General features: G+C 39.4%; 16 protein-coding genes. 5 read left to right on the plus strand and 11 right to left on the minus strand.

Annotated features, from left to right (window positions below; translation table 11 throughout):
- Position 1: 1 nt before the first annotated feature.
- Together KO525_RS02620 and KO525_RS02625 are read left to right on the plus strand one after the other, a co-directional pair.
- A complete protein-coding gene (locus KO525_RS02620; protein WP_215962223.1) occupies positions 2 to 1,270 on the plus strand; it encodes a YeaH/YhbH family protein in 1,269 nt (422 codons plus the stop codon).
- 15 nt (positions 1,271 to 1,285) lie between these two features.
- Positions 1,286 to 2,818: a SpoVR family protein gene (locus KO525_RS02625; RefSeq protein WP_215962224.1), complete on the plus strand. Its 1,533-nt coding sequence runs from the start codon at positions 1,286 to 1,288 to the stop codon at positions 2,816 to 2,818.
- Positions 2,819 to 2,924: 106 nt separating this feature from the next.
- On the opposite strand, the gene KO525_RS02630 is transcribed toward KO525_RS02625, so the two are convergent.
- Entirely contained in the window at positions 2,925 to 3,908 is a 984-nt protein-coding gene (locus KO525_RS02630) for a sensor domain-containing diguanylate cyclase (protein WP_215962225.1), read from the minus strand.
- A 2-nt stretch (positions 3,909 to 3,910) separates the two neighbouring features.
- Positions 3,911 to 4,915, minus strand: a complete 1,005-nt coding sequence (locus KO525_RS02635) for a response regulator (protein ID WP_215962226.1) — start codon at positions 4,913 to 4,915, stop codon at positions 3,911 to 3,913.
- Between the two features lie 143 nt (positions 4,916 to 5,058).
- On the opposite strand from KO525_RS02635, the gene tpx reads away from it, so the two are divergent.
- Together tpx and KO525_RS02645 are read left to right on the plus strand one after the other, a co-directional pair.
- Complete coding sequence (gene tpx / locus KO525_RS02640; RefSeq protein ID WP_215962227.1) at positions 5,059 to 5,655, plus strand: thiol peroxidase; 597 nt, start codon at positions 5,059 to 5,061, stop codon at positions 5,653 to 5,655.
- Positions 5,656 to 5,865: 210 nt separating this feature from the next.
- Positions 5,866 to 6,303, plus strand: a complete 438-nt coding sequence (locus tag KO525_RS02645) for an Hsp20 family protein (protein WP_215962228.1) — start codon at positions 5,866 to 5,868, stop codon at positions 6,301 to 6,303.
- A 120-nt stretch (positions 6,304 to 6,423) separates the two neighbouring features.
- Here KO525_RS02645 and KO525_RS02650 read toward each other — a convergent pair whose 3' ends face one another.
- Positions 6,424 to 6,762, minus strand: coding sequence for a P-II family nitrogen regulator (locus KO525_RS02650; protein WP_215962229.1), 339 nt, complete (start codon positions 6,760 to 6,762; stop codon positions 6,424 to 6,426).
- A gap of 92 nt (positions 6,763 to 6,854) precedes the next feature.
- Between KO525_RS02650 and nadE the strand changes: the two genes are divergently transcribed.
- Positions 6,855 to 7,685 carry an ammonia-dependent NAD(+) synthetase gene (gene nadE / locus KO525_RS02655; RefSeq protein ID WP_215962230.1) on the plus strand — a complete coding sequence of 277 codons (831 nt, stop codon included), beginning with the start codon at positions 6,855 to 6,857 and terminating at the stop codon, positions 7,683 to 7,685.
- A 3-nt stretch (positions 7,686 to 7,688) separates the two neighbouring features.
- On the opposite strand, the gene KO525_RS02660 is transcribed toward nadE, so the two are convergent.
- From KO525_RS02660 to fkpB, 8 genes are all read right to left on the minus strand, one after another.
- Positions 7,689 to 8,213, minus strand: a complete 525-nt coding sequence (locus KO525_RS02660) for a GspH/FimT family pseudopilin (RefSeq protein ID WP_215962231.1) — start codon at positions 8,211 to 8,213, stop codon at positions 7,689 to 7,691.
- A gap of 1 nt (position 8,214) precedes the next feature.
- Entirely contained in the window at positions 8,215 to 8,706 is a 492-nt protein-coding gene (locus KO525_RS02665) for a type IV pilin protein (protein WP_215962232.1), read from the minus strand.
- Positions 8,703 to 12,251 (minus strand): PilC/PilY family type IV pilus protein, encoded by a 3,549-nt coding sequence (locus KO525_RS02670; protein WP_215962233.1) that lies wholly within the window; start codon positions 12,249 to 12,251, stop codon positions 8,703 to 8,705. Before KO525_RS02670 ends, KO525_RS02665 begins: the two co-directional genes overlap by 4 nt.
- 2 nt (positions 12,252 to 12,253) lie before the next feature.
- Complete coding sequence (locus KO525_RS02675) at positions 12,254 to 12,898, minus strand: PilX N-terminal domain-containing pilus assembly protein (protein WP_215962234.1); 645 nt, start codon at positions 12,896 to 12,898, stop codon at positions 12,254 to 12,256.
- A 2-nt stretch (positions 12,899 to 12,900) separates the two neighbouring features.
- The gene (locus KO525_RS02680) at positions 12,901 to 13,767 is read right to left on the minus strand and encodes a PilW family protein (protein ID WP_215962298.1); all 867 of its coding nucleotides are present in this window, start codon (positions 13,765 to 13,767) and stop codon (positions 12,901 to 12,903) included.
- The gene (gene pilV, locus KO525_RS02685) at positions 13,764 to 14,459 is read right to left on the minus strand and encodes a type IV pilus modification protein PilV (RefSeq protein ID WP_215962235.1); all 696 of its coding nucleotides are present in this window, start codon (positions 14,457 to 14,459) and stop codon (positions 13,764 to 13,766) included. The genes KO525_RS02680 and pilV overlap by 4 nt, the downstream gene beginning before the upstream one ends.
- Before the next feature lie 90 nt (positions 14,460 to 14,549).
- A complete protein-coding gene (ispH, locus tag KO525_RS02690; RefSeq protein WP_215962236.1) occupies positions 14,550 to 15,479 on the minus strand; it encodes a 4-hydroxy-3-methylbut-2-enyl diphosphate reductase in 930 nt (309 codons plus the stop codon).
- A gap of 9 nt (positions 15,480 to 15,488) precedes the next feature.
- Positions 15,489 to 15,932 (minus strand): FKBP-type peptidyl-prolyl cis-trans isomerase, encoded by a 444-nt coding sequence (gene fkpB, locus KO525_RS02695; protein ID WP_215962237.1) that lies wholly within the window; start codon positions 15,930 to 15,932, stop codon positions 15,489 to 15,491.
- Positions 15,933 to 15,935: the final 3 nt, after the last annotated feature.

Here is a 15,935-nt window from a genome sequence, read left to right on the forward strand (position 1 = left end):
TATGGCGCATTTTATAGATCGTCGATTAAACGGCAAGAACAAAAGCGCGGTTAACCGCCAGCGCTTTTTGCGCCGCTATAAATCACAGATTAAAAAAGCAGTTGCCGAGTCCATTAGTAAAAGAAGCGTTACTGACACTGAATCTTCTGAAAACATTTCAATCCCAAGTCGGGATATAAAAGAACCTATTTTTCATCAAGGAAAAGGCGGAAATCGTGACCGAATTTTACCCGGTAATGATCAATTTATTCCTGGTGACAAAATCAAACGCCCAGAAGGCGGAGGTCAAGGTTCAGGCGATGGCGACGCCTCCGATTCTGGAGAAGGTCAGGACGAATTTAGTTTCTCTATTTCGATGGAGGAGTATCTAAACTTACTCTTTGATGACTTGGAATTACCCAATCTACAAAAAACAGAACAGAAACAAGAAGTTGAATTTGAAACCGTACGCAGTGGTTATAAATCTGAGGGGATCCCTTCTAGTATCGATATTGTTCGCTCACTAAGAGGTGCCCAAGGAAGGCGCATTGCATTAACAGCCAGTAAAAAAAAGAAGTTAAAAGAATTGCAAAAACAACTTGCAGAATTGATGCTGTCGGCAACGCCCGATCCTCGGATTAAAGCTCAGTTAGAAGAACAAATAGAAGATCTAGAACGACGAATTAAAAAAGTGCCTTTTATTGACACCTTCGACCTACGTTACCGTAATTTTGAAAAGCGCCCTAAGCCAAGTAGCAAAGCGGTGATGTTTTGTCTAATGGATGTATCGGGGTCAATGGATCAAAGCACAAAAGACATCGCTAAACGTTTTTATATTTTGCTCTATCAGTTTTTGAGCCGAAGTTATAAAAACACAGAAGTTGTGTTTATTCGTCATCATACACAGGCGAAAGAAGTCGATGAACAGGAGTTCTTCTATTCGCAAGAAACAGGAGGAACAATAGTCTCTAGTGCCCTGTATTTAATGGATGAGATTGTGCAACAGCGTTATCCTGCCAATCAATGGAACATTTATGCAGCACAAGCATCAGACGGTGACAATTGGGCTGACGACTCGCCAAAATGCAGCAAATTATTAAACGACAAAATACTGAACTATTCACGTTATTTTAGTTATATCGAAATAACCAATCGCAGTCATCAAACCCTATGGCAAGAGTACCAAGGGTTAACAGAACGCCATGATAATTTTGCTATGCAAAATATCAAACAAGCCTCTGATATCTATCCAATCTTCAGAGAATTCTTTAAGAAACAAACGAGCAGTTAGCGTTAGGGGAAGGATATGACAGCAAAAAAGAAACAAAAAGCGCAACCGCTATCAGATGGCCCAGAGTGGACATTTGAGTTATTAGAAGCCTATCAAAATGAAATAAAACGAGTCGCAGAATATTATCGACTTGATACTTACCCAAACCAAATTGAAATAATTACCTCTGAGCAAATGTTAGATGCTTATTCAAGTGTGGGCATGCCACTTAATTACAACCACTGGTCTTTTGGTAAAAAGTTTATAGAGTCTGAACAAAACTATAAACGAGGATTTATGGGGTTGGCCTACGAAATCGTGATTAATTCTGACCCCTGTATTTCTTATCTCATGGAAGAAAACACCATCACGATGCAAGCGCTCGTGATTGCACATGCCTGTTATGGTCACAATTCTTTTTTTAAAAACAATTACCTTTTTAAAACATGGACGGATGCAGGTTCAATTATTGATTACTTATTATTTGCTCGTAACTACATTGAGCAATGTGAACAAAAGTATGGTGTAGAGGAAGTTGAAGAGATCCTTGATTCGTGCCATGCCTTAATGAATTTAGGTGTCGACAGATATAAGCGCCCACAAAAAATCTCTATGTTTGAAGAGCAAAAACGTCAAACAGAACGCGCGGAATATCTACAAAGCCAAGTCAATCAATTGTGGCGAACGATTCCACAGAAAGCCGCTGAAACCAAAATCAAAAGCAGTAAATTTCCTACAGAACCCCAGGAAAATTTACTTTATTTTTTCGAAAAAAATGCGCCCTTATTGGCCCCTTGGCAACGTGAAATAGTGAGAATAGTCCGTAAAGTTTCACAGTATTTTTACCCTCAAAAACAAACACAAGTCATGAACGAAGGCTGGGCAAGCTATTGGCACTACACTATTTTGAATCACCTATTCGACGAAGGTTTGGTCACTGAGCGATTTATTTTAGAGTTTTTACATAGCCACACTGCCGTCGTATATCAGCCTGAATACAACCACCCTGGCTTTAGTGGCATAAACCCCTATGCTATTGGGTTTGCAATGTTTAAAGACATTAGGCGCATTTGTGAGGCCCCTGATGAAGAAGATAAACTGTGGTTCCCAGATATCGCGGGGTCAAATTGGCTTGATACTATGCATTACGCTATGGAAAATTTTAAGGATGAAAGTTTTATTGCCCAGTTTTTATCACCGCGGTTAATGCGTGAGTTTAAACTGTTTAATTTACAGGACTATGAAGACAATAAAATGTTGGAGGTCACCGCGATACATAATGAGCAAGGCTATCGTAATATCCGCCAGAAACTGGCTTCGCAATATAACTTAAGCTTTTTAGAGCCAAATATTCAAGTGATTAATGTCGATGTAAATGGCGATAGATCGTTAACGTTAGAATACACACCACACAACCATATTCCGCTTAGTGGCAACCTAGACGAAATGATGAGACATGTTTACAGACTATGGGGCTTTGATGTGAAATTGGTTCAACAACAAATTGGAGGGAAATATATTGAGCTAGCACACTGCCCTGTCGTTGAAAATACGATTAAAGATAACTAGATTTTTGCGAATACCCCCTTTGGTTTATTCGCAAAACATCGTATTTCAGCGTATTTTGTATAAAAACAATTACAATTAACCTATTAATTTTTCAACTTTATTAAGCTTATTTAACAACACGTTCAATATCAGGGGTAAAAGTCCTAACTAAATTACGACCATCAGTCTTGGCTACATAAAGCGCACTGTCGGCAGCCTCGATCCAATTTTGGTGATTTTCAAATTGGTCTGAGTATTCTGCTAAGCCCATGCTTATTGTAAATTTGATTTCAATATCGTTATATAAAACATGGGATTCTTCAACGATTTTTCGAATGCGCTCAGCAAAGATAAGTCCATGCTGAACATCCGTTTCAGTTAATATCACGGCGTACTCTTCACCACCGTAGCGCCCGCCAATATCCGTTTCACGTAAGTTCTTACGCAGTATCTTAGCTAAATGTAAAATCGCTTCATCACCCGCAGCGTGGCCGTACCCATCATTTACTTTTTTAAAGTGATCAATGTCGAATATCAACAACGTACTTATATTGTGACTACGTTTTTGCCGTTGAAATTCTCTTTGTAAACACTCTTCCCAGTAACCTCGGTTATTAAGATTGGTTAATCGGTCAGTCTGGCTTAGGCGCTTCAGCTCTTTGTTAACTTCTTCTAATTCAATTTTTGAAATAGCAACATCGGTCACGTCGTAGATAATAATGCAAAGGTGAGTTACTTCACCCATAGTGTCGGTCAGTGGAATAAAAGTGGCGTTTTGGTACATGAACGGCGCCACACTTGTAATCGGCCGATAGTTCTTAAATTTAAAAATGTGTGGGGTTTGTTCCCATATGGTAAACGCTCGGTTTTTAAGAACAAAAACTGGATCTGTTTTTTGCTTCAACCAATATTCATCAAGTGCAGGAAATGCTTCAAAAAGTGATTTATTTCTTACGTCATAAGGCGTTACACCAGAATGATTTTCCATAAAACCATTCCAAACTTGAATTTTATAATCACGGTCTAGAACAACCAGTCCGACATCTACAGACTGAAACATATCCATTAACCAATGGACTTCGGATACTTCAATAGTCGCTTTTTCTGTCATGGTCATATGTCAAATAAGAAGTTGAGTTTATTTTGAAGGGTTGGAATTGAGTCTTCAGTAATAAGCAGTAATAAATCGCAAGTTACATCGTGCCCTTCCAGCCCATAGCTGATTTCAATGGTAAGTGTCTTTTTCCAATGGGTCGAATTGGTATAAATTAAATCCGATACATTACAATGTTGCCCAAGCACGGTTGGGTGACCTTGGCTAAAGTTTAAATCAAGCTGTTCAGACAAGCCTTTAAGTACCGAACCGATTAATATATTGCCAATATCCATCAATAATTCGAGTTCGACTCGACTATCAACTTTACCTTTATAATTCAGAAGCTTGGCGATATCTTTAAAACCTGAATCGTGTAAGATCAGTAAAGCTTCTCCGGCAACACCACCGCTTATAAATCCCTGACAGACACCTGACGTCGTATCGTTTGTTTCAACCGACTGCAGCGCCATAGCTAACTCAGAGACTTCCAATAAATTTACATTTGGGATAGGAAGTTTTACAAAAACATCCAGCACAGTTGCAAGTAAACTACCCGCCTGCCCCATGGCAACATTTGTAACTTCTTGCAGAACATCACGAGTTTCAGCATCTAGCAACTTTTCAGCTTTAGGCTTGATTTTACCTAATTCGGCTTCGCTGGTAATACCGTATTTATGTAGGAGTGCCTGCAGTTTTTCTTTATCAATTGGCTTTTTTATAAAATCCAATGCACCTAAGGCTTTAACTCGTTCATGAGCCGCAGTTTGGATATCTCCTGACACGACAATTGTAATAATTGAGATACTTTCGGCTTGTAATGCCTCTAACACGCCATAACCATCTAACACCGGCATATTTAAATCAAGAAAAAGCAAATCTCCCTGCCCTTTTCTTATAATATCTAAAGCATCTTCGCCGTTAACTGCAAATACCACTTCTACATCCCATTCGTCGGGTAAAGAACGTGCCATTTGTTTACGTGCTAGATTAGAATCATCACAAATAATTACTGTCGTTTGCATATTATTATATTGACCAAATTACCGGTATTTTGAAATAAAATTTTGAATTTAAACCTATTAATAATAGATTATGTAAAAACTATAGCAGTTAAATCATAATGCAAGCTAGCATTTATATGCGAAATAACTAAATTGGAGTAAATATGAAATTTTTATCGGTTTTCGGCATTCTTATATCAGTGTTCAGTGTTTCTGCCGCTGATATACAGAAAGACTTACCGATCCACTACGATATCGTCAGCGCTGGAGACAAACCCGTTGCGTTATTGGGGCCACAAATTAATGTCGGGCAACTCGCCCCTAATTTCAAAGTGGTAGATAGTAAATTTAAAACAAAATCTCTAAGCGACTTTAAAGGTAAGCCGGTTTTAATTAGTGTTGTCCCAAGTTTAGACACTGGTGTTTGCAGTATTCAAACAAAACGATTTAACGACGAAGTAAGTAATTTACCTCAAGATATTGTGATGTTAACTATTAGTGCCGATTTACCATTTGCTCAAAAACGTTTTTGTCAGGCCGAAAATGTCGACAAGTTAATGACACTGTCTGACTCAGTATGGCGTGACTTTGGTATGAGTTACGGCGTATTGATTAAAGATATGGGGCTGTTAGCTCGCTCAGTTTTTGTTATTGGACCCGACGGCGTCATCTTTTACAAAGAGATCGTTGCAAAATTATCTGAACAACCCGATTACGATGCCGCATTTCATGCCATTACCCAGGTTTCTGAGCAAAATTAAAACTGATTAAAATCAATAAAATAGTCAAAAAGGCCAAATTAATTTGGCCTTTTTTGTTGAAAAAATAAAATGCACCCATAGATATGTTTCAAGTTAACGAGCAATGCCTAACGGATTGTCGATAACTACCTAACCTGTTCATTTTGAAAGGTTAATTAAATTTGAAATGTATTTAAATAATACTTATTGCTTAAAATAAAGGATAAGAAAATGAGAAATGTAGACCTATCACCACTATACCGTTCATTCATCGGATTTGACCACCTAGCGACTCTGTTAGACTCAGCAAATCGCACCGATAAATCAAACGGATATCCTCCTTATAACATTGAATCTGTAGCCGACGATAAATATCGAATTACAATGGCAATTGCCGGATTTAGTGACAATGAATTAGACATTCAGTCTGAACACAATACGCTTGTCGTAAAAGGGATTAAACCCGAATTAAAGACTGATAAAAAATATCTCTACCAAGGAATTGCTGAGCGAAATTTTGAACGCCGTTTTCAACTAGGTGACTATATTAAGGTCATTGATGCAGAACTTGAAAATGGTTTATTGCACATATTCTTAGAGCGCGAAGTTCCTGAAGCACTTAAACCAAGAAAAATTGAAATTGGCACTGGCAAACTGCTAGAAAGCTAATACACTCAAAAGTGTTCCCCAGTGAATTGTTGTTTTACCGGAAGCTTGCTTCCGGTATTTTTTTGTCTGTTCGTCAGAAATTTATTTAATTACGATTTTTGAACAAGACTAAACGATACACTAAACCGCTTCTTCGTTTTCTTCGCCAGTACGAATACGAATAACTCTTTCAATGGCTTCGACAAATATTTTACCATCTCCAATTTTCCCGGTCTGAGCCGATTCTAAAATTGCTTCAACGACCTGCTCAACAGTCTCATCATTGACGACAATTTCGAGTTTGACCTTTGGTAGAAAATCAACCATGTATTCTGCGCCACGGTAAAGCTCAGTATGGCCTTTTTGTCGACCAAAACCTTTTACTTCTGTTACTGTCATACCATTAACGCCAATTTCAGATAACGCCTCACGGACATCATCTAGTTTGAAAGGTTTTATTACCGCCGTAACTTTTTTCATATATTTTTACCTGATCGGGTTTCAATTAGTGAGAAATTATTTTAGTTAACATAGAATATTCTAACCAGTTAAACATGAGAAGAAATTCATTTATGGATGCACAACAAATTCGCAAGGAAATGATGGTTCAACCAACTATCAATGTAAACCACGAAATTAACAGACGTGTTGAGTTTATCAAAGCAACACTTTTACGTTCTGGGCAGAAAAACCTAATTTTAGGGATAAGTGGTGGTGTCGACTCTTCTACTTGCGGAAGATTAGCTCAAATTTCAGTGGATCAACTAAATGAAGAACATAACGGCGGATATAGCTTTTTTGCAATTCGTTTACCTTTTGATATTCAGGCTGACGAAGATGAAGCCCAATTGGCGTTAAGTTTCATTAAACCGACCCACGTGTTAACGGTTAACGTTAAAGATGCTGTTAACGGTTTACATCACCAAGTTATGCAGTCATTGCCTACAGACATCTCTACGCAGTTTTCCAGCACTCATGTGGACTTCGTAAAGGGGAATGTGAAAGCGCGCGCTAGAATGGCCGCACAATACGAAATAGCCGGTTTAGTAGGAGGTTTAGTGTTAGGAACCGATCATTCTGCTGAAAATCTCACAGGCTTTTTTACTAAATGGGGTGATGGCGCTTGTGACTTAATCCCTCTATTTGGCCTAAATAAAAGGCAAGTTCGTGCTTTAGCCGCTGAATTAGGCGCTCCTAAAAGACTCGTTGAAAAATCTCCGACTGCCGATCTAGAAGAACTTGCGCCAGGCAAAGAAGATGAATCAGCACTTGGGATCACTTATGATGAAATTGATGACTTCTTAGAAAATAAAGAGGTGGCGCCACACATTGCTGAGAAATTAACGGAAATATTCAATAAAACTCAACATAAACGGCTACCTATCCCAACGATTTACGATTGATCCTTAATCTGTGCAGTCGATTTCGGCTTGATCTTTTTCAAGTCGAACTCGGCCTACATTTGATATAACAATAGCACGTGAAAAAACGGTTGTTTCTTCATCAGGACAAATTGTAATTGTGGCCGTATTGTTCTGGGCAGTGTTAAATGGCGCAAAACGTAAAGAGTCACGTGTGGATGCAACCCTGTAATCGTTAACCATTTCAATGTTTGCGATGATTTCTTCATTGCCATCTAACGAGCCATCACCGTCTTCATCAACAAAAACAATTTTACTTAGTGCCCAGTCGTCTTCGCAGTTTTGCATGTCGGAACTAGGGCAAACAACCACAAACACGTTTTCAGATACAGCGGTATGCCTCGCCAATTGAATGGCTGAAATATGATTATTTACAATCGATGCAACTCTATTACGTTTATAAAAGTTACCCAATGACGGCGTTACCGTTGTGGCGATAATACTAAATAACGCCAGGGTAACTAGCAATTCTATAATCGTAAATCCAGACCGCCTCACGTTATTTTGCATATTAACACTTCCAACAAAATTCATCCGCGCTATAAGCACCATCGTGATCAGCATCAATAGCTTTTCGGCCATCAGAGAAATAACTCATTATGCCTTCTTTCATACTGCCTTGACCAACAGGACCAGATGCAACAGGCGTTGCACGGATCTCATACGTCCGTCCATTGCCACCAACCGCTTGAATGGTCAAATTGTAAATAGCTTCTGAGCCTGTATTCGATGGCGACTGATCATCATAAATCCAAGGAGCGCCAGTATCAGTCGGTGCGTCAGATGTGCCGGCAGCCCCAGCGTAGCTAAACGTTGTCGCGCGATGTTTTTCCATTGCAGTTGCGAGTGCCAGTAAATCAGCTTGAGCCTGAGCACGATAAGAGCTCTGTGCATGCCTAGTGTAACTCGGATAAATAACACCAGCCAAAATCCCAATTATTGACACGACAATAAGTAACTCGATTAGGGAAAATCCATTTTGGCATTTTAGTTTGTATGTCATCTATCATCCTTTGTTGTCGGTTCTATTTCTGTTGACCAAGAATTGGTATAGACCCGTTTCAATTTGCTCTTAGCACCCGAAACCTTACTTGTAAGTTTCTTAAATATGTCACCCTCATCGTCAGCCGATTCAACAGTGTCAGCGCATTCTGTGCCGATACAAATTGTTGGCGCGTCAGGATCGGTAATAATTAATCGAGGCTCCGCTGGGATCCCAGACTTATCCAATACTGCAAATGAGTCATTATAATCAATCTTATTGTCATTATTTATATCTATCAACGCATTACCGTCGAGCAAATTAATAATATAGACTCTGCCTCCGCCCTGAGCAGCCGAACAAGAGTTTTCCTCTAAACCAGCTGAACTTGGGTCGTACGTTGAGAATATGAGTCGGCTATTGATAATCGACACCCCAGTGAGTACTTTTTCACCTTTAGTTAAATTGAATTCGTAACCATCAAATTCAGCTGCATCAGATAGATTTTGAGATTCCGGTGTAATTTGAACAATTGTAGAGATTTCAGGGAAGGTATAGCGTCCATCTTCTTTTATAAATACCCCTTTATCTTTAATCATCACAACGGAATCTTGCACTGTTTCATCTAACGGATGAGCTCGATAACCTGAACCTATTGATACCGCGTAATAATGGTCATGATCTTGCACTATTTCAGCAATGTCAGGTGAATTATAGAAACGACGTGTTTTTTCTATATTGGCATCTTCACTCGATGAATAAAGTAATTTACCCACGGCCAATTTTGACGTTGTCTGTCCGTTGTATAAGTCTACCCGGAATAATTGTCCACCCATGTCACCGAAATAAAGATGATCAGCAAGACCATCAAAATCACGATCGATCACAGAAATCCGAGCAGGGACACCATATTTCATCTCTGAAATGACATAGTTAGCGTTTGTATTTGACGAAATCTCAAATAATTTTTGACCCGTTGACGCTTCAACGATAAACACAGAATTTCCTACGGTATCTGGCGTTCGAATATTGACCGAGTCCTGTAACGGATCGTAACCACCACCAAAAATAAGAACTTTCTTGGTATCTTCACCAATTTTAATCGAAGATACTGTCGGTTTCGACCACGTCTGCCCTAAACGAGCATAGTCACCAGTGCCGCCTTCAATCGAATACTTATAGCGAGGAGATGTACGACTCGTAATATCTAAAACATGATAGCGATTACCACCGCGTCGCTGACCAACAATAATGTAAGTATTGCCGTCTTCTGTCCATGAATTAATCGAACCATCCATACCATAGGTGCGAGTATTAAATACATTACCGTCTTGGAAATAGACAGGAATATTATCGATTAATTCTTCAGGTATAAATGCCCAATTCTCACGGCCTGAATCACCGTCAATTGACATTAGGTAACCTTCATTTGTACCAATAAATATAGCGGACTTGTCATCAGAGTAGCGATGAAACAAGGGTTCTGAATGCAGAGGATCAGACATTTCATAGCGAGGTTCATCCGTTTCACCATCGCCATCCTTGTCTTTCATATCATAGCCTAACATCCATTTAATTAAGGTTTTACGATAATCTTCATCGACTGTCAGTAAACCTAAATTACTCGCTGTGATACGTTCATCCTCTTCAGATAAAGGAGTTGAACTATTCGCCATATTAGAATAAATATTTCTTGCAACTCTTTGATTTGCAGAGACACCACCTCGACTAACAAATGTGCCACTTAACGAGCCGCTAGTTGCCCAAAAATCATGGGCATTGTCTTTAAAAAAGCCATCACTGGAAATCGCATTTTCTTCATTCTTATCTTGAACAACACTATCTATTAATTTGTATTTTTTTAAGTTGCCCGGCCAATATTCAGAGCTTGTTGGATCAAACAAAGCGTAATAAATATCATTCGAATGAGTCAACCGATTAAACTGATTTACCGATATACCTGGTGCTACAAACGTGCTTGAACCTTTTTTCGCTTCGACAAAAATAGACGTAAATGCCGATGCTAATTCATTAGCAGTTTTACCAGAATAAAATGAACCAGAACCAGCGGCAGCTAAATCTTTTAGATATTGATCGTCAAAACCACTCGATTCAAAGCCAACGGTATAGGTAAAAACCTGCGCGTCATTATTAGAAACGCTACGCTCACTTGGCGGTGTTGCCATATATTCTGCAAGAGCTGTTGCACAATTTTCATTTTGACAAGTACTACCGATAATACTACTTATATCGCCATCTCGGTCTGTCGCATTAGGTTCACCGTCACTAAACAGAACCAAATAGTTTGCCTGGCACTGCCCCAATTCACCACTAATTGGCGATATGTATTTTGCTTTATCAAGGTCTGCAATTTTTTGATCTCGACATTCATACGACGTTAGTTGTTCTGTATTACAATCCACAGGTGTTGTAATTGATGAACCGGTAAACGTATCTGGATGACTTAAGCGTGCTAAACTTCTTACCTTGTTATAACGCCCACGACTTCCACCATTAAATACATTTTTACCATTAAGATATAAATAGGCTTCATACATGGTATCTACAACTGGCGTTGTGCCCTCAGCAACAAACTCTTCTGTTAAACTTATTAACTTATCTCTTGCTGTATATTTATGTTCAGAACCATTAGGTGGGGTATAAACAATTCGCAGTTGTGGAGATTTTTGTTTTCGTGAAATACGAGCCGCCGCGTGGCTAAATACTTGAAATTGATCTGAACTTGCTTTGCTATCCGCTAAACCAAAAATTAGTATAGGATCACCACTTTCCCAATCAGCATCATCTACAATAGCTTGCACAATGACGGATAAATCAGGTGTATTCATTGGGTAATCTTCATTCAGCCAACCATCCGGCTTCCAACAAACAACTCCTGTTTTGTTACATTTTCTTTCGGTCGTATCAACACTCCCTGAGCTATTTAGATATAAGTCATCAAAGTCACTGCCATCGACAAACTCACCAGGGTCATCTGCTAACGAACCAAAATACGCAATTGTTATGGAGTCTTCAGATGAACTATATTCTGAGAAATATGTGATATGGGCACTATTTATTGTTGAACCGTGGGGAATATTAAAGTCAGTAAATCGCAGTGCATGGGCACGTTTATGATCATTATCGATTAAATATTCTCTTGAAAATTTGGTATCCAATGAGCCATTTTTTTGTGATATTGCAAAATCATAATCACCATTAAGTGACCGCACAACCTCATTACTAGGCCAAATAGCATCTATGTCTGTCGCCGGCATCAACACTGGGCCGCCATCATCATTAAAACGCATTAGCGAAACATTCACGCCAGAGATATTGTTTAACGCTAACTTTAGTGCTTCTTTAGACTTAAACATACGGCTGCTACTCGTGCCATCTGTAGCAGACATAGAGCCCGACGTATCAAAAATGAAAACGACATTAGGGTTTACTTCGACTGCTTCGTCTGAAATGCCGTAATAAATTTCTATGTCATCACCAAACGCGCTAAATGAGACGATTGATGAAACAAAACCTGTAATAATTAGGTCGCGTAATTTGCGCATTATCAATCTCCTGATTCTGTCGTTTGCCTAGATAAGACAAGTGTATTGGCAGCATTTACAACAGATCCAGATACATGGCCACACCCTTTAACAACAAAAACTTCCAAGATAGTTCGATTTCTAGCACCGTCGGTGTCGACAATACTAGAAACCAATCCTGAATTAGCGTCGGTTAAGTTCTTTAATCCAATATAAGCAGATTTAGACCACGCCCAAACTTCTGGACTTGCTCTCATTGCAGTCGTCCCTTCCATCACAGTATCGTCCTGTAATCCATTTGCGGTAACACTTCGCTCCGCCCAATTCGCATCAGCAATGTCATCACATGTCGGTAAATTGTTAAAATCCACCTGATTGTCGTCAGTTATCTGTCCTGAATTTCGCGCTTGTGTTAAAACGTCAAACAACTGGTTACCATTAACATCTTCAATCGTTCCTGCCCTCAAGTTTGTTGAGGAACTTTCATGAACAATGCCCTCAATTGCCGCATCAGCGCCATCAAACGCTAATGATAAGGTATTTTGATTTGTCGCCATCTTAGTTTGCAAAACCCCTGAAGACACCGAACTCACACCAACGACAGTCATCGACGTTAATAGCACTAAGCTAATAACTAAAACGATGCCTTTTTGTAAACGATATTTCATAATTAACCTCCAGCGATCACATTATTCCATGCATTACGCATTAATATGACCGTCTCAAAAACTCGATACAAACCGTCATCATCTGGTATAAATGCATCGTGTCCGAGTAATTTTAAGTTTCGAGTTTGACCAAGTGCGATCTCATCGTCATTTTTTATCAAAACAGCAATTTTTAAAGCAACGACCGGTATACTCCCATCTGCTTCTACAAATTCAGCGAGTCGGGCCGCGGTAACCCAAGACGTTACCATACCGGTTTCTGTATTTCCTATAGGCAAGCTGATGCCATACATAACTTGAAAATCATAAACATTTTCCATCAGTGTTACAGATTGACCATTGGCGCCATTTGCTTTTAATCCACGCAAGTAACGACCGTCATGTCCACGGCAACGAAGAGTATTATCTTCAGTGTAATATTCGTTTACGACGTGAAATTCAGCATCAACTGCAAAATCAAAATTAGAGCCTGTGCATGCTCTATTTGCCATGATATTTATGAACAATGTGTCAGGCGCTTCATCTGCCCCCTCTTTTGAGCCAAGTGTCGGATCCACATCATAATCAGCTTCTAACACAATGGAATGAGCCCGAATATAGGTCGCTTCCATATCTACATCTATATTGCGGTCCAAGTTGGCAGAAAATTCATTATAACGACCAACAGGTAATAATGATTGCCTTAGCGCCGAAATGATATACCGCCCATCCTGCTGAATATTAGACAAGGCATAATTATAGGTCAGTAGCTGATTATTACTTTGGTAAACCTTAACGAGTCCGGCTGTTATAATAAGTCCTAATGTCATTGAGATAAGCATCTCAACTAAGGTAAAACCGCTAACCTTAATATTGGACTTTAGCCTCATAATCCTTCCCCTAACAACAGATCCAAATGCACACACTCATATTCACCCGCAATTCCCTGTGAATCAAGTACAGTATTGCAAAGCTGGCTTTGTGCTCGGTCTAGATTTTTCCATATAGTGGCAGGCCAAGCGACATAGATTGTTAACATTGAATGGGGTGGGACCGGGTCGCCACTAGCGTCGGCAACCGCGCCGATGGCAGTAACTCCAACTTCCATATTATCCATAATGGCAGCAGCTTGGCAGCTTGTTTCATAGGCATCAAAAATAGCTGATTGATCGGCGGTGCAAAGCTCAGCGTTTTCTGCGCCTTCATCTCGGCAACTAACAACGGCAGCCGGAATCGCTCGACAAAAACATTCAAATTCATTGCTGTCGCAGCTAGAAAGATTTCTAAAATTAAAGTTATTTAAATTGGTATAGGCATTATCAGTGGCGTCACGAACTGGTACTGTTTCATCGTCTCGGTTTTGGAACTGGCGGTTAATACGGATCCTATCCGCCAAACTTTCCGCAATAATGGTGGCTTGCGTTTTAACGTAGGCGTCTTGATTAGAGGTAGACACAGTAAATTGCAGGCCAACTAGCCCTAAAATACCAATAGATATGACAAACAGTGAGATTAAAATTTCAATTAATCCCACACCATTTTGACCAGAAAACGTCGCTTTATTCAGTACTTTATTTTTCATATCCGTACTACCACTTAACTTTGGCGTAAGCCAATAAGTAAGTTTAGTTCCTTTCTAACTGTTTGCGTAGTTTTTAGCCTATCACTCTTTTTATTGCAATTCAGCAGGGACGGCAAAAACGATATTTTCTTTTTTACCAGGATTTTCTAAGACGTGATTTGCACCTAACGCCTTCAACCTGTCTATAACACCTTTTACTAACACTTCCGGGGCCGATGCCCCAGCTGTAACACCAATACTTAAACATTCATCAATCCACGTCTCATTAATATTAGACGCATCATCGATTAGATAAGCTCGCGTACCAACTTTCTCAGCTAATTCTCTTAACCGATTTGAATTAGAGCTATTTTTCGCACCAACCACTAAAAGTAAATCTACCTTTTGTGCCAATTCACGAACCGCATCTTGCCTGTTCTGTGTGGCGTAACAAATGTCGTCTTTACGAGGGCCTTTTATCTTCGGAAATTTTTCTCTCAAAGCATCTATAACATCAGCCGTATCATCAACCGACAACGTTGTTTGAGAACAATAATACAACTCATCTGGATTTTTAACATTTAAATTAGCAACGTCAGAAGGTGATTCTACTAAATAAATCCCGCCTTCATCGCTGCTATATTGCCCCATTGTCCCCTCAACTTCCGGATGTCCTTCATGACCAATTAAAATACACTCAGTACCTTTTCTTGACGCTCGTGTGACTTCCATATGAACTTTAGTTACCAATGGGCAAGTTGCATCAAATACTTTAAGTCCACGTTGTTTTGCTTCATTTCTAACGGCTTGAGAAACACCATGCGCAGAGAAAATAACAATCGACTCGTCGGGTACTTCGTGTAGTTCATCAACAAATAACGCGCCTCGCTCTCGCAGGCCATTAACAACAAATTTATTGTGTACAACTTCATGACGAACATAAATTGGTGGCTGAAATATTTCAAGAGCACGCTCTACAATGGATATTGCACGGTCAACACCGGCACAAAAGCCTCTAGGATTTGCTAATAATATTTCCATTTCTCGCCTCTATTTTGTTGTAGTTGGTAATACGTCTAATATTTCGACATCAAACGTTAATACCTGACCTGCTAATGGGTGATTAAAATCAACTGTAACTGACTGACCTACGACTTCTCGTATCATGCCTGGCAACTCGGCCCCATCTGGTTGCGTAAAAGCAACAATAGTTCCGACTTCAGCAGGAATATCTGAACCAAATTTATCTCGATCCAAATAGTAAATATTGTCTGGATTAGGCTCACCAAATGCTTCTTCAGGTTGTAAAGTAAAAGACTTTTCGTCACCTTTTTCCAAACCAATTAAACAAGCTTCAAAACCTGGTGTTAGGTTACCATCACCAATTGTTAACTTAGCGGGTTTGTTATTTACTTTAGTACTATCGGCAACCGAGTCATCTGACAGTTTGATTGAAAAATGGAAAACAACTTCATGACCAGTTTCAATTTTCATTTT

The sequence above is a fragment of the Psychrosphaera sp. B3R10 genome (assembly GCF_018861025.1).
In the GTDB taxonomy this organism is placed as follows: domain Bacteria; phylum Pseudomonadota; class Gammaproteobacteria; order Enterobacterales; family Alteromonadaceae; genus Psychrosphaera; species Psychrosphaera algicola.